Genomic DNA, 20802 nt, shown 5'->3' with positions numbered 1-20802 from the left:
GCTCGCGTTTGCGCGGCCGCCGCGCAAGCGACGAAGGAGCAAGCGGCGGCCGCGCAAACGCGAGCCACCAGGGGGCCGCGAACCCGCCGCGCCCGCGCGGCCAAAACTACGGCACGTACCGCCGCAACCTTCTTGCCGCGAATTCCCGGAAATACGAGAGCTTTTCCGGCGGAACGAGGGCTGGGAGCAAGAAGTACCAGGCGCGCTCCATCCGGACCGCCATCTCGTCGATGGACTCGGTGCCCACGGCGATGATGTGCACGCCCGCGGCCATCTCCTGCCACAGCAGGCCGATGACTTCCGCGTCCAGGTCGGCGATCAGGTCGCCCTGGGCGATGGCTCGTTCGGCGAGCAGGCGGTAGGTGTCGCCCCAGTTCTTGGCGATGTTGTCACCCTGGGCGCCGCGATAGTCGCCGATCTGGTGGGTGAGCTTCAGCATGGCGCCCACCATCGGGTCGTTCATCGATAGGTCGGCGACGACGTAGGTGATGCCGATACACGCTTCGAGCGCGGGCACCCGGGGATCGAAGAAGCCCTGACACGAGCTGGTCAGTCGCTCGTTGCCCTGGTCGACCACGGCGCGCGCCAGTTCTTCCTTCGAACCGAAGTGAAAGTACAAGGCGCCCTTGGTCACATTGGACTGCGCGATGATCTCGCTCAGGCTCGCATTCGCATATCCCAAGCGCAGAAAGACATCGGCAGCGCCTGCCAGGACGGAATCGCGGGTGATCTCCGCGCGCGCTTGCCTAGCCATCAGATCCGCCTGTCATCCTAAAAACCAGCCATCCTGAAGTAGACCGACATCCCGAAGTTGACCGACTTACCGCCCGAACAGCACCCAAAGGATGGGTGAACCGTACCACCAGGCGCGCGCCCGGCAGCCAATTCGCGCATTCGGCCGGACCGGCCGCGCAATTTGCTAGTTAACAATCCGGGTCACTCACCGGCGCCGGCGCGCCACTCCGAACTCAGTTGCGGATCGGCCTCCAGATGGCTCAGCCCGTTCCAGCACAGGTTCACCAGGTGAGCCGCAACAACCTCTTTCGACGGCTGACGTTCGTCCAGCCACCAGGTCGCGGCGGTAGCCACCTGGCCGACGAGCGCCTGCGCGTAGAGGGTGGACAGGCTGGTGTCGAACCCGCGGCGCTCGAAATCACCGGCCAGGATGTGCGCCACCTGATTGGTCGCCTCGTTGAGCAAACTGGAATACCGGCCCTCCGCGGCGGCGGCGGGCTGATCGCGCACCAGAATTCGAAACCCGTCGGTTCGTTCTTCGATGTAGGTCAGCAGCGCCAGCGCGACCTGTTCCAGCCGGATCCGGGAACGGTTGCGGGTGAGCGAAGAGGTGATCATGTCCAGCAGCATCGACATCTCGCGGTCGACGACGACCGCGTACAGCCCCTCCTTGCCGCCGAAGTGTTCGTACACCACGGGTTTGGAGACCTGGGCGCGCTGCGCGATCTCCTCGATCGAGGTCGCGTCGTAGCCGCGTTCGGCGAACAGCGCGCGTCCGATCTCGATCAGTTGCTGGCGCCGCTGGGTGCCGGTCATCCGCGGCCGGGGCACTCGATGCGACTCACCCGAAGACACTGACAATCCTCCGCCTCTCCGCGTTCTCGCCGACTGCGCGTGCCTCGACGTTCACTCCGGCCGCCGATCGCATGCCCGGCACAGTCGTGGGCGCGCCCCGCGAGTTACCCATGTGCGTGCGAGACGGCGTCGCATCCGGGGCTCCGACGAACGACGCCGACGTTCGGATACCACTGTTCCAGACAGCTCGGCGCCACGACCGCTCGACCCTCCGCCCAACAATTCGCGGGGAGGCGGGCGAGTATGCGAGGATTCATCTCGTGCCGTGGCACAGCGGCGGGGGTTCGCCAACCGCCGGTGTGGCAATCCGCCGTGGTGTAATGGCAGCACATCTGATTTTGGTTCAGAGAGTTCAGGTTCGAGTCCTGGCGGCGGAGCTCGAGAGCACGATGACTATCGTTGGCCCGCACATCGCTGACCAAGCACGACGACGCCCCGCACGAGGACAGGCAGCCGAGGGAGATCCATGCCACAGCAGACCGCCGTCGTCGTTCTCGCAGCCGGTGCCGGGACGCGAATGCGGTCGAAGACCCCCAAGGTGCTGCATTCGCTGGCCGGTCGGAGCATGCTCGCGCACGCGCTGCATGCGGCGAACGAGATCGACCCCGCGTATCTCATCACCGTGGTGGGGCACGACCGCGAGCAAGTCGGCGCGGCGGTGACCGCGGTCGCCGACGACCTGGGCCGGGAGATCACCCCCGCGCTCCAGGAACAGCAGCTCGGCACCGGGCACGCGGTGCAGTGCGCGCTGGACGCGCTGCCGGTCGGATTCACCGGCGACGTGCTGGTCACCTCCGCGGACGTGCCGCTGCTCGACGGGCACACCCTGGCCGCGCTGCTCGACGAGCACCGCAGCTACGCCGAACGGCCCGCGGTCACCGTGCTGACCTTCGTGCCGGAGGACCCGAACGGTTACGGCCGCATCGTGCGCGACGCCGACGGCCAGCTGACCGAGATCGTCGAGCACGCCGACGCCACTCCGCAGCAGGCCGCGATCACCGAGGTGAACTCCGGTGTGTACGCCTTCGACGCCGCGGTGCTGCGCACCATGATCAGCAGGCTCTCCACCGCCAACGCCCAGCACGAGCTGTACCTGACCGATGTGCTGCGCCTGGCCCGCGAAGCCGGTCACCCGGTGCACGGCGCGCGATTGGTCGACGCGGCCAAGGTCACCGGCGTCAACGACCGGGTGCAGCTGGCCTCGGCGGCGCGCACGCTCAACCGCTACATCCTGGAGCGCCACATGCGCGCGGGCGTCACGATCCTGGACCCCGCCTCCACCTGGGTGGACGCCAGCGTGCGCATCGGGAGAGACGCGGTGCTGCGGCCCGGCGTACAGCTGCTCGGCAGCACGGTCGTCGGCGAGGACGCCGAGGTCGGCCCGGACAGCACGCTGACCGACGTCGTCGTCGGCGACGGCGCCAGGGTGATCCGCACCCACGGCGAGGGCGCCACGATCGGCCCGAAGGCGACCATCGGCCCGTTCAGCTACTTGCGTCCCGGCACCGTCGTGGGCGACGAGGGCAAGCTGGGCGCCTTCGTCGAGACCAAGAACGCCTCGATCGGCGCGCATTCGAAGGTGCCGCACCTCACCTACGTCGGCGACGCCACCATCGGCGAGCACAGCAACATCGGCGCGTCCAGCGTCTTCGTCAACTACGACGGAGTGACCAAGCACCACACCGTGGTCGGCTCGCACGTGCGCACCGGCAGCGACACCATGTTCGTCGCGCCGGTGACGGTGGGTGACGGAGCATATACGGCGGCGGGTACTGTACTGCGCAGAAACGTTCCGCCCGGAGCTCTCGCGGTCTCCGGTGGTCCGCAGAAGAACATCGAGGGCTGGGTGCAGCGACACCGTCCAGGGACGGACGCGGCGCGCGCGGCGGCGGAAGCCATCGCGGCCAAGGAGATGTCGGGTCAGGCAATAGAGCAAAAGGATGGCAATCAGCAGTGACCGCGTCATGGATCGATAACCAGAAGAACCTGATGCTCTTCGCGGGACGCGCTCATCCCGAGCTGGCCGAGCAGGTCGCCAAGGAACTCGACGTCCACGTCACGCCGCAGATCGCACGGGACTTCGCCAACGGCGAGATCTTCGTCCGGTTCGAGGAGTCCGTCCGCGGCTCCGACGCCTTCGTCCTGCAGAGCTTCCCCGCGCCGCTGAACCAGTGGCTGATGGAGCAGCTCATCATGATCGACGCGCTCAAGCGCGGCTCGGCCAAGCGGATCACCGCGGTGCTGCCCTTCTACCCGTACGCCCGCCAGGACAAGAAGCACCGCGGCCGCGAGCCCATCTCGGCCCGCCTGGTCGCGGACCTGCTGAAGACCGCGGGCGCGGACCGGATCATCACCGTCGACCTGCACACCGACCAGATCCAGGGCTTCTTCGACGGCCCGGTCGACCACATGCACGCCCAGGTGCAGCTGGCGGAGTACATCCGCACCAACTACAGCCTCGAGCACATCACCGTCGTCTCCCCCGATTCCGGTCGCGTGCGCGTCGCCGAGAAGTGGGCCGACTCGCTGGGCGGCTCGCCGCTGGCCTTCATCCACAAGACCCGCGACCCGCTGGTGCCCAACCAGGTGAAGTCCAACCGCGTGGTCGGCGAGGTCGAGGGCCGCACCTGCATCCTGATCGACGACATGATCGACACCGGCGGCACCATCGCGGGCGCGGTCAAGGTGCTCAAGGAGGCCGGCGCCGGTGACGTGGTCATCGCAGCGACCCACGGTGTGCTGAGCCCGCCCGCCGCCGAGCGCCTCGCCACCTGCGGCGCCAAGGAGGTCGTGGTGACCAACACCCTGCCGCTGACCGAGGACAAGAAGTTCCCGCAGCTGACCGTGCTGTCCATCGCGCCGCTGCTGGCCCGCACCATCCGCGAGGTCTTCGAGAACGGCTCGGTGACAGGTCTTTTCAACGGAAACGCGTAAGAATCCCACCGCGGAAACGGCGGCTCGAACTCCGGTTCGGGCCGCCGTTTGCGTGTCCGCGTTAGGCGCGGCGATCCGTGGGGATACTGGGGGTATGGACCGTGACCCGTTGGAAACCGAGATGGGGGATGACGACCAAGAGGACGAGATCCGCGAGTATCAGCGCAACATCGAGGATCCGCCCGACGATCTACGCATCCGCTACCACGAGGACGAGGACGACGGCAGGCTCGGCATCGGCGACGAACTGGACCAGGAGTGGACGCCGCGCGACGGCCGCGCAGGAGACGACGAGGCCGACGACCGCTCGGCCGAGGTGGCCGCGATAGAGATCGTCGACGATCAGGACCTCTGAGCCGTTCGCCCCCCCTCCGACGCGCCACGCTGGCGCAATCGGGCATGACGCCGCGTGCACCGTGGTAGGCATAGGTTGCGTGACCGGGACGACACGAGGAGGGTGCGATGAGCACGCCGAAGGATCCGGAGCACACCGACGACGAGCAGCGGCCGCCGGAGTCGCCATTGTCGAAGCAGACCGGGGAGCCCTCCGGTGACGAGCCTGCCCAGCCCCTGACCGGCGCCGCTCCGGCCCAGACACCTGGCGCACAACCCACCGAGCACGACCCCGCTGCCGCGCAACCGCCCGGAGGTCCGGCGGTACCGCCGGACCAGTGGTGGCAGCCGACCGGTGCGCCGCCTGCGGGACCGCTGGGCGGCCAGTGGGGCGCCGAGCCCAGCGGCCAGCCGGCCGAGCCGCAACCTTGGGGCGCCGACAGCCCCGGTCCTCAGCAGTCCTGGGGCGCCGAACCCGCCGCGCCGGGAACGCCCTTGTCGGGCTCCGCGCCGCAGCCCTCCGACGATCCGACGCACCGGTTCACACCCGACGAGCACACGCGATACGGGTCCGGTGGGCAACCGCCCTATCCGCCGACCGGGCAGCCCGCCGACGCGGAGCAGCCGTATCCGCCGACCGGTCGATCCGGGTATCCGCAGGGCGACATGTACGGCTATCCGCAGTCGGAGCAGCAGCCGCAATACGGCTACCCGTCCTACCCGCAGCAGGGATACGAGCCCTACGCCACCCCGCCGAGGCAGCCGGGGGGTCAGGTGTACTCGATCATCGGGTTCGTCTGCGCGATCACCGCGGTGCTGTTCTGCCCGTTCCTGTTCGGCCCGGCGGGGATAATCCTCGGCATCATCGGGCACAACAAGGGCGAATCACTCGGCAAATGGGCAGCGATCGCGGCGGCTGTCGCGATGGTGATCGGCTTCATCGTGGGATTCGCCGTGTTCGGCGGAGAGATCTCCACGTAGATTTCCGGTATGCGTCTTTTCGGTGGCACCGGTGCGGCGGGTGCGCGAGGATGACCGGATTCGCGGGCTTCCCGCTGGCCGGACTGGACTTCTACGAGGACTTGGAGGCCGACAACTCCAAGGCGTTCTGGACCGCGCACAAGCGGATCTACGACGAGGCGGTGCTTGCTCCGATGAAAGCGCTCGTCGCCGAACTCGAGCCGGATTTCGGTCCGGCCAAGATCTTCCGGCCCTACCGGGACGTGCGATTCGCCAAGGACAAGTCGCCGTACAAGACCGCGCAGGGCGCCGTGGTGCGCGCCGCACCGGGCGCGGGCTGGTACGTGCAGGTCAATGCCGGGGGCCTGTACGTCGGCGGCGGCTTCTACCAGGGCTCGCCCGACCAGCTCGCCCAGCTGCGCGCCACCATCGATGACGACGTACGCGGCCCCGAGCTGGCGGCGATCCTCGCGCAGCTCGCCGCCGCCGGCTACACCATCGGCGGCGAGAAGCTGAAGACCAAACCCAAGGGCTACGACGCCGACCATCCCCGCATCGACCTGCTCCGGCACAAATCCATCACCTGCGGCCGGGAATTCGGCGCGCCCGCCTGGCTGGAGACGCCCCGGGCGGCGAAGGAAGTCCGCGCGGCGTGGGAGACGATGCGGCCGCTGGTCGAATGGCTGGCGGCGGTGATCGGCGGCGCACCCGCGCGGTGACCGCCGATCGGCGGTCGGTCAGCGCCGCCGGGCGAGCACCAGGGTGAAGCGGTCGTCGGGATCGGTCCACACCTGCGCGGTGGCGAAGCCCGCGGCGGCGAGTTCGGCGTCGAGGCCGTCGACCCGGAACTTCGCCGAGATCTCGGTGCGGATCTGTTCACCGCGGCCGAAGCGCACGGTGAGGTCGAGGTCGGCGACCGTGACGGTCATGTCCTCGCTCGCCTCGAGCCGCATCTCGATCCACTCGTGCGCCGCGTCCCAGACGGCGACGTGCCGGAACCGCTCCGGTGCGAAGTCGGCACGCAAGCGCGCGTTCAGCACGCGCAGGACGTTCCGATTGAACTCGGCGGTGACACCCGCCGCGTCGTCGTAGGCGGGAACGAGCACCGCCGGGTCGATGACCAGCCCGGCGCCGAGCAGCAGGTGTTCGCCCGGCTCGAGCACGGCGTGGATCTTGGCGAGGAAGTCGGCCCGCTCCTCGGGGACCAAGTTGCCGATGGTGCCGCCGAGGAAGGCGATCATCCGGCGTCCCCCGCGCGGCAAGTTGTCCAGGGTGTCGGTGAAGTCGCTGACCACACCGTGCACGGCGAGGCCGGGGAATTCGGCCGCGACCTCGTCGGCGGCGGCTCGCAGCGCCGCGGGAGAGACGTCCTGCGGCACGTACTTCTTCAAGGGTGCCCGCGCACTCAGCGCGGTGAGCAGCAGGCGCGTCTTGGCCGCCGATCCCGCGCCCAGCTCGACCAGTACCTCGGCTTGCGCGGCGTCGGCGATCTCGTCGACCACCCGCTCCAGCAGCGCGCGCTCGGTGCGCGTCGGGTAGTACTCGGGCAGTTCGGTGATCTGTTCGAACAGTTCGCTGCCCCTGGCGTCGTAGAAGTATTTGGGCGGCAACCACTTCGGGTCCGCGGTGAGCCCGAGCCTGGCGTCCGAGCGGAGCGCCGCGTCGAGATCGTCTTCGGTGAGGTGGATGTCCAGCGAGGCTGCGGTCATGGCACGGGCCTTTCGGGTCAGAGGAGGGCGTCGACGGACAGCGCGCCGGGCCTGGCGCTCACCAGGCAGCGGTCCGGGATCGACTGCCAACGGGGGTCTTCGTCGAACGGTTCGGAGGACACGAGCGCGAAATCGTCGGTGACCAGCACCGACAACGAGTGGTGGCAGGTGGTCGCCCACAGCTGCGCACCGTCGGAGAGCAGGAGATTCAGGCGTGCGTCCGGCGCCCGGTCGAGGATCGCGGACACGAGCAGCCGCAGCGCCGCGGGCGCCGCCGACCACTCGCCGTCCGGTGAGCTGGTCGCGAGCAGATCGCACAGCAGCACCCACAGCGTCGCCGCGTCGGTAGCCGATTCGGCCTCCAGCAGCCGGGCCGGGGTGAACAGGTCCTCCGCCCCCAGTTCGGCCGCGATGAGCGCGAACTCCGCGGCCACGCCGGACAGCGTGCGACGCCAGTCCGGCACTACGCCGTTGTGGCTGAACGCCCAGCGGTCGCGCGTGAACGGCGCGCACGCCGACCGTTCGACCGGCATACCGACCGTCGCCGACCGCACCGCGCCGAGCACGGCGGCGGACTCCAACTGGCCGAGCACCTCGTCCACCGCCGGGTCGGTCCAGATCGGCGCGGCGTTGCGGTAACGGCTGGCGACGACCGCGTCGTTCTCCGCGAGGCGCCACCACGCGACGCCGAAGCCGTCGGCGTTGATGGTTCCGCCGTGGCGCATATCGCGCGGGGCCCAGGACTGGGTGCGCAGGGAATGTGAGCCGAGGGTCAACATCTCGCCCACCCGCACCGGCGGGCCGACGTAACCCAGGTGTCTACACATCCGCACCCGCCTGGGCGGGGCGCGGCTCACACGCAACATCACCCCGGTTCGACCGCCCGGCGGGCGGAGTGTCGCTCACTCGCCTTCCCCCGCGCGCAGGTCCCGCGCCAAGCGGAACCCCGCGAAGATCTGGCGGCGAATGGGGTGATCCCAGTTGCGGAAGGTGCTGCGGCAGGCCACCGGATCGGTGCCGAAAGAGCCGCCGCGCAGCACACGGTAGTCCCCGCCGAAGAACACCTCGGAGTACTCCCGGTACGGGAACGCGCGGAAACCCGGGTACGCCTCGAAACCCGAGGCGGTCCACTCCCACACGTCGCCGATCAGCTGGTGCACGCCCGCAGCGGACGCGCCCGCCGGATACGCGCCGACCTCCGCCGGTTCCAGGTGGCGCTGCCCGAGGTTCGCGGTGGCGGCATCGGGATCGGCGTCGCCCCAGGGGAATCGCCGCGACTCGCCGGTGGCCGGGTCGAACCTGGCCGCCTTCTCCCACTCCGCTTCGGTGGGCAGGCGCTTGCCCGCCCAGTTCGCATACGCCTCGGCCTCGAACCAGCACACGTGCACGACCGGCTGCCGGGGCCGCAGCGGGGTCATCACCCCGAACACCCGCCGCCACCAGCGCCCGGACGGATCGCGCTCCCAGAACTGCGGCGCGACCAAACCCGCCTCGACGCGATGCGCCCAGCCACGTTCGGACCAGAGCTCGGGGCGCTCGTACCCGCCGTCGTCGACGAACGCCAGGTATTGCTCGTTGGTCACCGGCGCGGCGTCGATCGCGAATCCGGGCACCCGCACCCGATGGGCGGGGCGCTCGTTGTCCAGCGCCCACGCCTCGGTCGAGGTGCCCATGGTGAATTCGCCCGCCGGGATGACGACCTCCCCGGTGACCGGGACCGCCGACGCCGGTGGGCCCGCCGCGGCGAGCACCGGCGCGCCCGCGCGCAACTGATGGGTGGCCAGCATGGTCTCGTCGTGCTGCTGCTCGTGCTGCGCGATCATGCCGAACGCGAAACCGGTGTCGACCAGCGGTCGGCCCCGTAAATCGATGCGCTCCAGCACATCCCAGACTTTGTCGCGCACGGTGCCGACGTAACCGCGGGCCTGGCCGGGATCCAGCAGCGGCAGCGCGGGCCGGTTCGCGCGGGCGTGCTTGAAGGCGTCGTAGAGTTCGTCGATGTCGGCGCGCACCGGATCGCGCCCGCCGACGTCGCGCACGAGCCAGAGCTCCTCCTGGTTGCCGATGTGCGCGAGGTCCCAGACCAGCGGGCTCATCAGGCGCGAATGCTGAGCCACCAGTTCGGCTTCGTCGAGGCAGTCGGTGAGGGTGAGGGTGCGTTGCCTGGCCCGGGTGAGCACCTCGGCGATCCGGTCGCGGAGCTGTTCGGCGCCGGAGTTGTCGGTGGGGGCGGAATGCGAAGTGGTCACGGGAAATATCTCCGAGATTCGTGCTGGTCGGCGTCGGTGCCGCGGGAGTCGGTGCGGCTGCGGGTGATTCGGCGCTCACCGGCCCGTTCGGCCGGGGCGCCGTCGGGGAAGCGCGGCTGGCGCCTGGTCACGTGGCGGCCTCCGGAGGCCGCGCGTCGAGACCGTGTGCGACGTCGTCCTCGACCGGGGTGCGACCACGAAGGCATCGTTCGGCGGCGGATTCGACGGCGCGGGCCGCCTCGTCGGTGGCGGTGTGCGCGGCCGCGAGCCGCAACAGGGCGACCGCCGCGGCACGGAGATCCGGGTCGGCCAATCCGTAGCGGGCGGCGTCGACCCAGCGGGCGGCCAGCGGCGCGGCGATCGAGCTCGCCTCCGCGACCACCGCGGGGCTGGACATGAGCGCGTCGATCACGTGCACCGGGACGGTCCACCCCTCCCCGGGCTGAGCATCGATGTAGCGGACTTCCAGGTGGCCCGAGGCGCGCACCGGCGGGAACAGCGTGGTCAGGTGATAGTCGAGATCGCGGATATCGGGGCGGCGTCCCACCTCGTCGTCCAGCGCGCCGGACAGCCAGTCGGCGAAGGTCGCCCCTGGCGGTGCGAACCATCCCTCGTCCTGGCCGTCACCGGGTGCCGCGACCCCTTCGGGTCTGCGCACGCACAGCAGCGGCACGTCCAGCGCCCATCGGCCGTACGCGGCCACCGGGTCGGTCCAGTCCAGCACCGGAGGGCGGGTGCGGGTGTTGTCCAGGCGCAGCCAGGCCCGCATGCGCTGGGACGCCCAGGCTCCGGGCGGCGCGCCACGCAGGGCGGGGGAACAGGCGAAAGCGGCCAGCAGCGCGGGGCCGACGGCGTACAGGGCGCTCCAGCGCGCGGTGACGTCCGCGTGGTCGGCGCCGGCGTCCACGCTGACCTGGGTGGCGGCGGTATTGCACATCATCAGCTTGCCGAACGGCCCGATGCCGCCGAAGGCGCGCTCCATCGCGCGGTAGCGCGGGAGCTGGAGCAGGCGTTTGGGGCGGCGGTCGGCGTCCGCGGCGACGGAAACCGGGCGGATGGACCGGGATTCGAGGAGTTCCCGCAACAGGCGGGCATCGTCGCGCAGCCGATCACACAGCTGCGCGGCAGCGCCGTAGGGAGCGCTGGAGAGTTCGATCTGACCGCCGGGTTCGAGAGTGACCCGGCTGCCCCCCGGCAGCGCGAGCGCCGGTGAATCGGGGGCGATGGACCGTGGTGCGTACGGTCCGAGCGCGTCCGCCAAGGCGGACAGCTGCGGGCGCGGAGCGGCCGCGGGGCCGGACGCCGAACACTCACCGTGCACCGTGAGCCACTCCAGTTCGGCGCCGATCAGGGCGGGTGGCCCGAGTTTGAAGCACACCCCGCCGATATACGCTTCCGCCGCCGCTCGGGAGGACAGTTCCCCCTGCTCGGTGGCACAACCGGCCGACTCAGGACTCTCGAGCGTGACCGCCATGCCAACCTCCAGTAGGCGTCCGGGACGTAGTCCGCTGCTCTTCGGTTATCGCCATTCGGCGCGGCGGTATTCCACTCCCCGGCCGAAATCGCGTGCGGCGACCAATCCAGCGTAGCCACGCACGCCGACAAGAAACCGACATGAAGCCGAACATTTCACCGGCTAGGGTCGGCTGCATGCTGGATGACGATCGCGTACGAGCCGACACGCCCGGGTGCGTATCCGGGCCGGGACCGGGCCCCGTTTTCCTCGACAGCGCCGGATCGTCGCTCCCGCCGCGAGTCGTCACCGACACCGTCGTCGCGCATCTGCTGCGCGAGTCGGAGATCGGTGGCTATCGCGCGGCGAACGAGCGGCTCGACGATCTCGCCGAGGTCAAGACCGCGATCGGCGCGCTGATCAACGCCGCGCCCGAGAGCATCGCGCTCAGCGACAGCGCCACCCGCTCCTGGGCGGATTTCTTCTACTCGGTCCCGCTCGCCGCGGGCGACCGCATCCTGGTCTCCGAGGCCGACTACGCCAGCAACGCCATCGCCGCCTTGCAGCGCGCCCGCGCCACCGGAGCCACGGTGGAGAAGATACCGAGCGACGGCAGCGGCCAGATCGACCTCGACGCGCTGGAAGCGCTGGTGGACGAGCGGGTCAAGCTGGTCTCGGTGCTGCACGCGCCGACCAACGGCGGCCTGGTGAACCCGGCCGCCGAGGCCACCCGGATCGCGCACTCGGTCGGTGCGCTTGTGCTGCTGGACGCCTGCCAGTCGGCCGGTCAACTGCCCATCGACGTGGCCGAACTCGGCGTGGACGCGCTGTCGGCGACCGGCCGCAAGTGGCTGCGCGGCCCGCGCGGCACCGGGTTCCTGTACCTGCGCCCGGAGTTGGCGCGCTCGATGGAACCCGCGCGGCTGAATCTGCACGGCGCGGAATGGACCGGCCCCGACGAGTACCGGCTCGCGCCCGATGCCAGCCGCTTCGAGTTCTGGGAGTGCGACGTCGCGGGCCGCCTCGGCTTGGGCGCGGCGGTGCGGTACCTGCTCGAGCTGGGCCCGCAGGAGGTCTACGCAACGATCGCGGCCCGCGCCGAACACCTGCGCAAAGCCCTGCCGGAGCTGCCCGGCGTGACGGTGCGCGACCTGGGCATCCGGCACAGCGGCATCGTGTCCTTCACCGTCGACGGCCTCGACCCCGTCGAGGTGCGCGACCGGTTGCTGGCGCAGGACATCACGGTCACGGTCAGCCATGCCGGTTCGACCCTGCTGGATATGACCGGGCGCGGTCTGCGGTCGGTCGTGCGCGCCTCGCCGCACTGCTTCGTCAGCTTCGACGAACTCGACCGATTCGTCGCCGCGGTGGCAGCGCTGCGAGCCTGAGCGGCGGACGCGGAAACCCGAGCCGGACAGCGGTTCAGGCCAGGTGCACTTCGAGTGCCCTGGCCACCAGAGCCGCCACGTCGAAGCCCGGTTCGACCAGACGCAAGCTGCGATTGGCGCGCACGGTGGCGATGCCGTGCAGATTGGTCCACAGGGCGATGGCGCGAGCGCGCGGATCGATCGAGCCGGAGGTCGCCGCCGCGGCGACCAGGTCGGCGAAGCGCGCGAACAGCGGCAGGGTGACCGACCGCAGATTCTCGCCGGAGCCCTCGAGCAGGTCGTGCCGGAACATCAGGCTGAACATTTCCGGCCTGCGCCCGGCGAACTCGATGTACTCGGCGCTCATCCGGGTGAGCCGCTCGCGCGCGGACCCGGCGTCCACCTCGGTGAACCGTTCGGTGAGGTCGGCGAACCCGCGTGCGGCGACGGCAGCCAGCAGTGCGCGGTGCGTCGGGAAGTGCCGCCGCGGCGCACCGTGGGAGACACCTGCGGCCCGGGTGATCGCACGCAGTCCCAGTCGCGCCGCACCGACCTCTTCGAGCAGGTCGACGCCCGCGTCCACCAGCCGATCCCGCAGCGATTCGCTCTCCACCATGCAGACATTGTCTACGGCCGGGACCGCCGGGTCACGCCGAGTAGACAGTGTCTACAAGATCGGGTAGACAGTGTCTACACACTCGTCTCCTGGAGGTTCCCGTGTGGTATCCGCTGTTCAAGTACGTCTTGCTCGGCCCGGCGCTGCGGTTGCTCGGCAGACCCGTGGTTACCGGGCTGGACAATATTCCGCGAACCGGGCCGGTCATCATCGCGGCCAATCACCTCGCCGTGATCGACTCGCTGTATCTCGCGCTGGTCGTCCCGCGGCGCGTGACGTTCCTGGCGAAACAGGAGTACTTCACCGGAAAGGGCCTGCGAGGCCGGTTCAACCGGTGGTTCTACACGGTCTCCGGACAGGTTCCGGTCGATCGGACCGGTGGCAGCGCGGCCGCGGACGCGCTCGCCGCCGCCACTCGCCTCCTGGCGGCGGGCGGGGTCTGGGCCATCCATCCCGAGGGCACCCGATCCCCGGACGGGCGGATCTATCGCGGCCGCACCGGCGCCTTGCGGGTCGCGATGGCCACCGGCGCGCCGGTCGTTCCGGTGACTCTCGCGGGCACCGACCGGGTGAACCCACGCGGCAGCCGTCTGCCGCGTTTCGGCAAGGTGCGCATCGAGTTCGGGGCCCCGCGCCGCTATCCGGCGACCGAGCAGCGTCACCTGGTGCGCGCCGCCACCGACGAACTGATGCGCGAGATCGCCGCGCGCTCGGGCCGGCACTACGTCGACCGCTACGCGGCTACCTTTCGGACGCACGCATCCCGCCGCTGACCTGCACCCCCCAGAAAGGGGGTTAACGTCGCCCCGCGATGGCGGGATAGTTGGGGGAGGCCGGTTCCCGGCGACAGCTGGTGGTTAGGAGTTGAACATTGAGCAGGTTCACCGACGAGATGTATGCCACGGCGCAATCCTCCGAGCGCGGACTGGTGACCGGCGAGCCGGGCGCCCCGCTGCGGCGCACCTGGGCCGAGATCCACCGGATCGCTCGACGTATGGCGGGCGGGCTGGCCGAAGCGGGCATCGGGCACGGCGACGCGGTGGGTGTGCTGGCCGGTATGCCGGTCGACATCGCCCCGGCCTGCCAGGCCGTCTGGATGCGCGGCGCGTCGATCACCATGCTGCACCAGCCGACTCCGCGCACCGATCTGGTGGTCTGGGCGCGCGACACCGAAACCGTGCTGACCATGATCGAAGCGCGCGCCGTCGTGCTCGGCGCGCCGTTCGAGGCGGCCGAGCCGCTGCTGCGGGAAGGCGGCATCACCGTGGTGCGCATCGATCAGCTGCCCGACGGTCCCGACGTCGACCCGGTACCCACCGCCGAGGGCGATATCGCCCTGCAGCAGTTGACGTCCGGTTCGACCGGTTCGCCCAAGGCGGTGCGGATCACACACGAGAACTTCTTCGTCAATGCCCACGCCATGTTCGACCGGGTGAAATTCCAGCTCGAGGACGACGTCATGGTCAGCTGGCTGCCCCTGTTCCACGACATGGGCATGGTCGGATTCCTCAGTGTGCCCATGCAATTCGGCGCCGAAGTGGTGTGCGTGACGCCGCTGGACTTCCTCACCAAGCCACTGCTGTGGGCCGAGCTGATCAGCAAATACCGTGGAACCGTCACCGCCGCACCCAATTTCGCCTACTCACTGCTGGCAAGACGGCTACGGCAGGCCGACGACGGAGCGTTCGACCTCAGCAGCGTGCGCTACATGTGGAACGGCGCCGAACCGGTGGACCCGGACACCATGGACGCCTTGGCCGCGGCCGGGAAACGCTTCGGCCTCAACCCCATGGCGCTCACGCCGGTCTACGGCATGGCCGAGACCACGCTCGCGGTGTCCATCCCGGACCCCGGCCACGGTCAGGTGCTCGACGTGATCGATGCCGATCTGCTCGAGGCCCTCGGCAAGGCGGTGCCCGTACCGGAGGAACTCGGCCACCCCGCGAACATCCGCCGGTTGCCCACCCTCGGCTACCTGGTCGACCAGCTGGAGGGCCGGATCGTCGACAGCGAACGTCAGCCGCTGCCGACCCGGTCGGTGGGCGTGATCGAATTGCGCGGTCCCGCGGTCACTTCCGGGTACGTGACGGTGGACGGGTTCCAGCCCGCCAGGGACGACGAAGGCTGGCTGGACACCGGTGACATCGGCTACTTCACCGACGAGGGACTGATCGTGGTGTGCGGCCGGATGAAGGACGTCATCATCATGGGCGGCCGCAACATCTACCCCACCGACATCGAGCGCGCCGCGACCAGGGTGGCCGGTGTCCGCCCCGGCAACGCGGTGGCGGTGCGGCTGGACGCGGGCCAGAAGCGGGAGAGTTTCGCCGTGGTGGTGGAAAGCGGCAGCCACCAGAACCCCGAGGAGGTCAAGCGCATCGAGCGCGAGATCGTGCACGAGGTGTTCGCGGAGGTCGGCGCGCGGCCGCGCACCGTCGCCGTGCTCGGCCCCGGCGCGCTGCCGAAGACCTCCTCCGGCAAACTGCGCAGGGCCGCGACCGCGATGCATCTGCCCCGCGGCTGACCGTCCAGGCGCGGCGGTCGCGGTCAGTGCACCTGGTTCTGCGCGGTCTCCAACCCGACGCGCAACAGCAGTTCCACCGCGTCGGCGGCCTGCTCGACGATCACCGGCACCTCTTTGCGCTCCGGGGCGGAGAACGGTTTCAGCACGTAGTCGGCCGGGTCCTGGCGACCGGGCGGACGGCCGATGCCGATGCGGGTGCGCAGGTAGTCCTTGGTGGTCAGGGCGCTGGAGACCGAGCGGAGGCCGTTGTGCCCGCCCTCGCCGCCGCCGCGCTTGAGCCGGATCGCGCCGAAGGGCAGGTCGAGTTCGTCGTGCACGACGATCACCTCGGTCGGCGGCACGGAGAAGAACTTCGCCAGCGCGGCCACCGGCCTGCCGGACAGGTTCATGAACGATCGCGGCTTGGCGATCAGCACCTGGCGTCCGTCCAGTCGCGCCTGCAGCAGGTCGGCGCCGGATTTCTTGTGCACACCGAAACGACCGCCGACGCGCTCGGCGAGCACGTCGGCGACCAGGAAACCGACATTGTGCCGGGTGCGCTCGTATTCGGGACCGGGGTTACCCAGTCCGACGACGAGCGCGGGCCCGGCGGACGTTTCGGTGTTACTCAGCGCTCTCGCCCTCGGACGCGCCCTCTCCCTCGCCCTCGGTGGGCTCGGCGGCCGGGGCGGCAATGACGTTGACGATCAGGGTCTCGGCGTCGGCCGCCAGGCTCACACCCGCGGGCAGCTCGAGCGCGCCCGCGGTGATCTGGGTGCCCGCCTCGACGCCCTCGACGGAGACCTCGATGGCCTCGGGCAGCTTCATGGCGTCGGCCTCGATGGAGACGGTGGTGGCCTCCTGGGTGACCAGGGTGCCGGGGGCGGCGTCGCCGGTGACGGTGACGTTCACGTCGGCGGTGACCTTCTCGCCGCGCTTGATGATCAGCAGGTCGGCGTGCTCGATGTAGCGGCGGATCGGATGCACCACGACGGACTTGGTCAGCGCGAGCTGCTTCTTGCCGTCGATGACGAGGTTCAGCACCGCGTTGGTGCCGTGCTCGCGCAGGATGGCGGCGAAGGCCTGGGCGTTGACCGACAGGTGCTGCGGGTCGGACTGGTGGCCGTACAGCACGGCCGGGACATTGCCCGCACGGCGGGTGCGGCGGGCGGCGCCCTTGCCGAACTCGGTGCGTACGGCTGCTTCGAGAAGGTTGACGTCGGACATGACTGGATCTACTCCTACGGCTCTTCCGGGCTGTCAGTTACACGTCAGGGGTTCTCGCACACCTGACGGGGTGGTCTACTCGTCGGGGCGAAGACCGAACGAGGACGGCCGGAAGCCGAGCCGCGTCGATCACGGTGTCGCAAAACTGGTCTGCGGTCACCCTCGCCGAGACAACCCGAACACCATACCCCAGCGCAGAGGCGGTCTTTGAATCGGGTGGTCACCCGCGGTTCGGTCCGCGCTCGGGTGCGTCACGTACGCTGGCGGGGTTGCCGATCGGTCGTCTGCGAAAGGTTGTCTTGCGTTGAGCGCCTCCCCCGAGGGTGTTGTCGCGCCCGCATCCCGTGGGTTACCCGCCGAGGTCGCCCGTCGGCGCACGTTCGCGGTGATCTCCCATCCCGACGCGGGCAAGTCCACGCTCACCGAGGCGCTCGCCCTGCACGCCAGGATGATCTCCGAGGCGGGCGCGATCCACGGCAAGGCCGGGCGCAGGTCAACGGTCTCGGACTGGATGGAGATGGAGAAGGCGCGCGGCATCTCGGTCAGCTCCACCGCGCTGCAGTTCAACTACCGCGTCGAGGGTTCCGACGTCGACAACGTGATCAACCTGGTCGACACCCCCGGCCACTCCGATTTCTCCGAGGACACCTACCGGGTGCTCACCGCCGTCGACGCCGCGGTGATGCTGATCGACGCGGCCAAGGGCCTCGAACCGCAGACGCTGAAGCTGTTCCAGGTGTGCAGGCACCGCGGTATCCCCGTGATCACCGTGATCAACAAGTGGGACCGGCCGGGCCGGGCGCCGCTGGAACTGCTCGACGAGATCGACGAGCGGATCGGCCTCACCCCCACCCCGCTGTTCCTGCCGGTCGGCATCGCGGGCGACTTCCGCGGCCTGCTGCGCCGCGGCCCGGACGGCGTCCCGCTCGAATACATCCACTTCACCCGCACCGCGGGCGGCGCGACCATCGCGCCGGAGGAGTCGCTCACGCCCGAGGCCGCCGAGGCGCGCGAGGGCGAGCCGTGGACCACCGCCGCGGAGGAGAGCGAGCTGCTCTCGGCCACCGGTCAGGACCATGATCAGGAACTGTTCCTCGCCGGTCAGACCTCACCGGTCATCTACGCCTCCGCGATGCTGAACTTCGGCGTGCGGCAATTGCTGGAGACGCTGGTCGCGCTCGCGCCGCCGCCGGGGGCGCGGCGGGACGTGGACGGCAAGCCGAGGGAGACCGGCGACCCGTTCAGCGCGGTGGTGTTCAAGGTGCAGGCGGGCATGGACGCCGCCCACCGGGACCGGCTCGCCTTCATGCGGATCGTGTCGGGCGAGTTCGAACGCGGCATGGTGGTCACCCACGCGCAGACCGGGCGGCCGTTCGCCACCAAGTACGCGCTGACCGTGTTCGGCCGCGAGCGCGCCACCGTCGACACCGCCTATCCGGGTGACGTGGTCGGCCTGGTCAACGCGACGGCGCTGGCGCCGGGTCACACGCTGTTCGTGGACAAGAAGGTGGAATTCCCGCCGATCCCGTCGTTCGCGCCGGAGCATTTCGCCGTGCTGCGGGCGCGGACCGCGGGCAAGTACAAGCAGTTCCGCAAGGCCGTCGACCAGCTCGACTCCGAAGGCGTGGTGCAGGTGCTGCGCAACGACATCCGCGGCGACGCCTCCCCCGTGCTCGCGGCCGTCGGCCCGATGCAGTTCGAAGTGGTGACCGCGCGGATGCTGACGGAGTTCAACGTCGAGACCACGATGGAGCACCTCGGCTACACGCTGGCCCGGCGTACCGATGCCGCGTCGGCGGAGGAACTCGGGCGGCAGCGCGGCGTGGAGGTGTTCACCCGCTCAGACGGTGCGCTGCTCGCGCTGTTCAGTGACAAGTGGCGGCTGCAATACATCGAGAAGGAACACCCGGCGCTCACCTTGGAGCCCCTGGTCGCCACCGCCGACTGAGTCAGCCGGCCTCCGACTCCGGCCGCAACGGCGGGACGCCTGGATCGCGCTCGACCGAGGAGATGCCGTCTTCTTTGGCGATCAGGCCCCAGCGGCTGGAGGTCAGGCGCAGGCTGGGCAGGTCGCTGAGCGAGAGCACCACCTCGTAGGTGCGTTCGTAGCCGGTGTGCGAGATCCGCCAGCGTCCGTCGTCGCAGCGGACGTAGCGGTCGGTGTAGAAGGCCGCGCCGCGCAGCAGCATGTTGTGGCCCGGAATGAGCACCGTGTCGGCGAGGTACCAGGTGCCGGTGGCGGTGTCGCCGTCCACGTCGATCTCGGGATGATCGCAGCGGTGCTCGGTGATCACGTGCGGGCCGAGCGTATTGCGCATGAACGCGATGAACGCCTCGCGCGATTCGAATTGCAGATATTCGCTGTAGGTGGCGGTGGCCTCGGGAACCATGGTGTCCGCGAAATCATCCCATGACTTGGTGTCGAGGGTGCGCAGATACCGATATTTCAGCCGAGAGATCGCCGAGACGTCGTCCTGCCCCCGCTCCTGGCCGCCACCCGGCCGTGGATCGCCGCGCACCTGCCCGAAGTCGATCGGTCCGGCGTCGAAACGCAGCCGCCCGCCGCCGGCGCGCCGGTCGCCCTGTTCCCGTTCACCCATGGGCGTCGCCCGCTGGCCGCCACCCGGGCCGGAACCGCCCGGATCGACGTCCCGCTCCCCAGGGTCGGGTCCGCCGGGATCGATGTCCACTCCGCCGCGCTCCTGCCGCTCCGGGGTGAATCCCGGGTCGTCGCGCTGCTGACCACCGGAGCCCACACCCCGGTCATTACGCACTTGGCCAGCGATGCCCAAACCTGGGTCGCCGCGCCCCTGCCCGCCGGTTCGCTGATCCATACCCTCAACAATCCCACCCCGGAGGCCGGATTGGGAGAGTTGTATCAGATTGCTATCGCGGTGGTGCGGAACATGCCGCCGAAGATCAACTCCGGGCCTCAGGAACCGATCGTGAAGCAGGTGCGGCAGAAGTCCTCGCCGAACTCGGTCAGCCGGAGACTCTTGCGCACGATCTTGGGCGCCCGGCCCGCTTTCTTCAGCGCCGCCTCCACCACCGGCTGCACCTCGAGCACCATGTACCGGCTCAGCACCACCGGATCGTCCGAGGTCAGCGTCAGCCCGAGGCGGTTGAGGTTGATCAGGTAGGAGCGCGCGCGGTCCGGGTAACGCACTCCCGCCTGCTCGGGCACCGAGGTCAGATCGCCCTGCACCAGTTCCGAGCCGATCCCGAGCGGACGGTTGGTGCGCACGTCGACCGAGGGCTGCGGGCCGTTGAGCGCCATGAAGCGCAGGATGCGCGCCTCGTCGGGAGCGAGTTCGTCGAGGATGCGGTCGTAGGCCGGGTGCACGTCCTCGGTGAAGTAGACGTCGGCGGACCTGGCCAGCAGCGCGTCGCCGCGGCGGCGCAGCTCCTCGCTGCTGGCCGAGCGGAAGTAGGAGCCCACCGCCAGCGCCTGCTGCGAGGTGGGGCCGTTGGAGGTCGGGACATAGCTGACGATCTCCCGGACCGAGCCCTCGGTGACGCCGAGCGCGCTGCGGGCGATGGAACGCAACGCGTTTCCGGTGCGCTCGGCGATCTCGGCCGAGGACTCCCCGTCCAGCGCGGCCTGGGTGATCTCCCTGGTGACCTCGTAGGTCGTGCCGACCGCCCATTGGCTTCCGCGCACGACGGTGCCCGCGGCCACGCCTGCCGCTCGGAACACGCCGCGGATCAGCCGGGCCTCGTTGCTGATCTGCCGCTGTTCGACATCCGAACTGCGCTCGACGGCGCGCGAACCTGGCTTGGCCACGTCCTGTCCGGTCCTGTCGTCTGCCACGTCTTCTCCGATATCGCCGGGGGAACGAATCCGCTCCACAGATTACTTCC

Annotated in this window: 21 protein-coding genes and 1 tRNA gene; 10 read left to right on the top strand and 12 right to left on the bottom strand. The window is 69.8% G+C overall.

The features are described from left to right. Positions 1-106 precede the first annotated feature (106 nt). Together HOV91_RS19290 and HOV91_RS19285 are read right to left on the bottom strand one after the other, a co-directional pair. Complete coding sequence (locus tag HOV91_RS19290; RefSeq protein ID WP_159929184.1) at positions 107-754, bottom strand: TetR family transcriptional regulator; 648 nt, start codon at positions 752-754, stop codon at positions 107-109. A 182-nt stretch (positions 755-936) separates the two neighbouring features. Continuing rightward, positions 937-1551, bottom strand: a complete 615-nt coding sequence (locus tag HOV91_RS19285; RefSeq protein ID WP_174186796.1) for a TetR/AcrR family transcriptional regulator — start codon at positions 1549-1551, stop codon at positions 937-939. Positions 1552-1896: 345 nt separating this feature from the next. Here HOV91_RS19285 and HOV91_RS19280 point away from each other — a divergent pair. From HOV91_RS19280 to HOV91_RS19255, 6 genes are all read left to right on the top strand, one after another. After that, positions 1897-1967: transfer RNA gene (locus HOV91_RS19280), tRNA-Gln, on the top strand. A gap of 89 nt (positions 1968-2056) precedes the next feature. Further along, entirely contained in the window at positions 2057-3547 is a 1491-nt protein-coding gene (gene glmU, locus HOV91_RS19275) for a bifunctional UDP-N-acetylglucosamine diphosphorylase/glucosamine-1-phosphate N-acetyltransferase GlmU (protein ID WP_174186789.1), read from the top strand. Next, complete coding sequence (locus tag HOV91_RS19270) at positions 3544-4524, top strand: ribose-phosphate diphosphokinase (protein WP_174186788.1); 981 nt, start codon at positions 3544-3546, stop codon at positions 4522-4524. Before glmU ends, HOV91_RS19270 begins: the two co-directional genes overlap by 4 nt. Positions 4525-4618: 94 nt before the next feature. After that, entirely contained in the window at positions 4619-4879 is a 261-nt protein-coding gene (locus HOV91_RS19265) for a hypothetical protein (protein ID WP_174186787.1), read from the top strand. A gap of 107 nt (positions 4880-4986) precedes the next feature. Further along, positions 4987-5838 (top strand): DUF4190 domain-containing protein, encoded by an 852-nt coding sequence (locus HOV91_RS19260; protein ID WP_174186786.1) that lies wholly within the window; start codon positions 4987-4989, stop codon positions 5836-5838. 50 nt (positions 5839-5888) lie between these two features. Next, on the top strand, positions 5889-6536 hold the full coding sequence (locus HOV91_RS19255) for a DUF2461 domain-containing protein (RefSeq protein WP_174186785.1): 648 nt from the start codon (positions 5889-5891) through the stop codon (positions 6534-6536). 18 nt (positions 6537-6554) lie between these two features. Here HOV91_RS19255 and egtD read toward each other — a convergent pair whose 3' ends face one another. The 5 genes from egtD to egtA form a co-directional block, all read right to left on the bottom strand. Continuing rightward, entirely contained in the window at positions 6555-7526 is a 972-nt protein-coding gene (gene egtD, locus HOV91_RS19250) for an L-histidine N(alpha)-methyltransferase (protein WP_174186784.1), read from the bottom strand. A gap of 17 nt (positions 7527-7543) precedes the next feature. Continuing rightward, positions 7544-8353 (bottom strand): ergothioneine biosynthesis protein EgtC, encoded by an 810-nt coding sequence (gene egtC / locus HOV91_RS19245; protein ID WP_174186783.1) that lies wholly within the window; start codon positions 8351-8353, stop codon positions 7544-7546. Positions 8354-8428: 75 nt separating this feature from the next. Continuing rightward, positions 8429-9775: an ergothioneine biosynthesis protein EgtB gene (gene egtB / locus HOV91_RS19240; RefSeq protein ID WP_312884693.1), complete on the bottom strand. Its 1347-nt coding sequence runs from the start codon at positions 9773-9775 to the stop codon at positions 8429-8431. Then, complete coding sequence (locus HOV91_RS40540; RefSeq protein WP_281370915.1) at positions 9772-9906, bottom strand: hypothetical protein; 135 nt, start codon at positions 9904-9906, stop codon at positions 9772-9774. Before HOV91_RS40540 ends, egtB begins: the two co-directional genes overlap by 4 nt. Next, complete coding sequence (gene egtA / locus HOV91_RS19235) at positions 9903-11249, bottom strand: ergothioneine biosynthesis glutamate--cysteine ligase EgtA (protein WP_174186782.1); 1347 nt, start codon at positions 11247-11249, stop codon at positions 9903-9905. The genes HOV91_RS40540 and egtA overlap by 4 nt, the downstream gene beginning before the upstream one ends. 176 nt (positions 11250-11425) lie before the next feature. Here egtA and HOV91_RS19230 point away from each other — a divergent pair, with 176 nt between their 5' ends. Further along, positions 11426-12616, top strand: a complete 1191-nt coding sequence (locus tag HOV91_RS19230) for an aminotransferase class V-fold PLP-dependent enzyme (RefSeq protein ID WP_174186781.1) — start codon at positions 11426-11428, stop codon at positions 12614-12616. A 34-nt stretch (positions 12617-12650) separates the two neighbouring features. Here HOV91_RS19230 and HOV91_RS19225 read toward each other — a convergent pair whose 3' ends face one another. Further along, positions 12651-13211, bottom strand: coding sequence for a TetR/AcrR family transcriptional regulator (locus tag HOV91_RS19225; RefSeq protein ID WP_174186780.1), 561 nt, complete (start codon positions 13209-13211; stop codon positions 12651-12653). Positions 13212-13312: 101 nt separating this feature from the next. On the opposite strand from HOV91_RS19225, the gene HOV91_RS19220 reads away from it, so the two are divergent. After that, positions 13313-13984, top strand: coding sequence for a lysophospholipid acyltransferase family protein (locus tag HOV91_RS19220; RefSeq protein ID WP_174186779.1), 672 nt, complete (start codon positions 13313-13315; stop codon positions 13982-13984). A gap of 98 nt (positions 13985-14082) precedes the next feature. After that, positions 14083-15735: a fatty acyl-AMP ligase gene (locus HOV91_RS19215; protein ID WP_174186778.1), complete on the top strand. Its 1653-nt coding sequence runs from the start codon at positions 14083-14085 to the stop codon at positions 15733-15735. Positions 15736-15758: 23 nt separating this feature from the next. Here HOV91_RS19215 and pth read toward each other — a convergent pair whose 3' ends face one another. Next, entirely contained in the window at positions 15759-16346 is a 588-nt protein-coding gene (gene pth, locus HOV91_RS19210; protein WP_174186794.1) for an aminoacyl-tRNA hydrolase, read from the bottom strand. Further along, entirely contained in the window at positions 16339-16941 is a 603-nt protein-coding gene (locus tag HOV91_RS19205; RefSeq protein WP_174186777.1) for a 50S ribosomal protein L25/general stress protein Ctc, read from the bottom strand. The genes pth and HOV91_RS19205 overlap by 8 nt, the downstream gene beginning before the upstream one ends. Positions 16942-17245: 304 nt before the next feature. On the opposite strand from HOV91_RS19205, the gene HOV91_RS19200 reads away from it, so the two are divergent. Further along, complete coding sequence (locus HOV91_RS19200) at positions 17246-18889, top strand: peptide chain release factor 3 (RefSeq protein WP_174186776.1); 1644 nt, start codon at positions 17246-17248, stop codon at positions 18887-18889. A 1-nt stretch (position 18890) separates the two neighbouring features. Here HOV91_RS19200 and HOV91_RS19195 read toward each other — a convergent pair whose 3' ends face one another. Together HOV91_RS19195 and HOV91_RS39940 are read right to left on the bottom strand one after the other, a co-directional pair. After that, positions 18891-19460 (bottom strand): nuclear transport factor 2 family protein, encoded by a 570-nt coding sequence (locus tag HOV91_RS19195; protein ID WP_174186793.1) that lies wholly within the window; start codon positions 19458-19460, stop codon positions 18891-18893. 413 nt (positions 19461-19873) lie between these two features. Further along, positions 19874-20752, bottom strand: a complete 879-nt coding sequence (locus tag HOV91_RS39940; RefSeq protein ID WP_312884691.1) for an Abi-alpha family protein — start codon at positions 20750-20752, stop codon at positions 19874-19876. Between the last annotated feature and the right edge of the window lie 50 nt (positions 20753-20802).

Origin of the sequence: Nocardia barduliensis (assembly GCF_013315795.1) — a bacterium.
GTDB lineage: Bacteria > Actinomycetota > Actinomycetes > Mycobacteriales > Mycobacteriaceae > Nocardia > Nocardia barduliensis.
The sequence above is the reverse complement of the archived record's forward strand: the minus strand, read 5'-3'. Positions and strand labels throughout refer to the sequence as shown.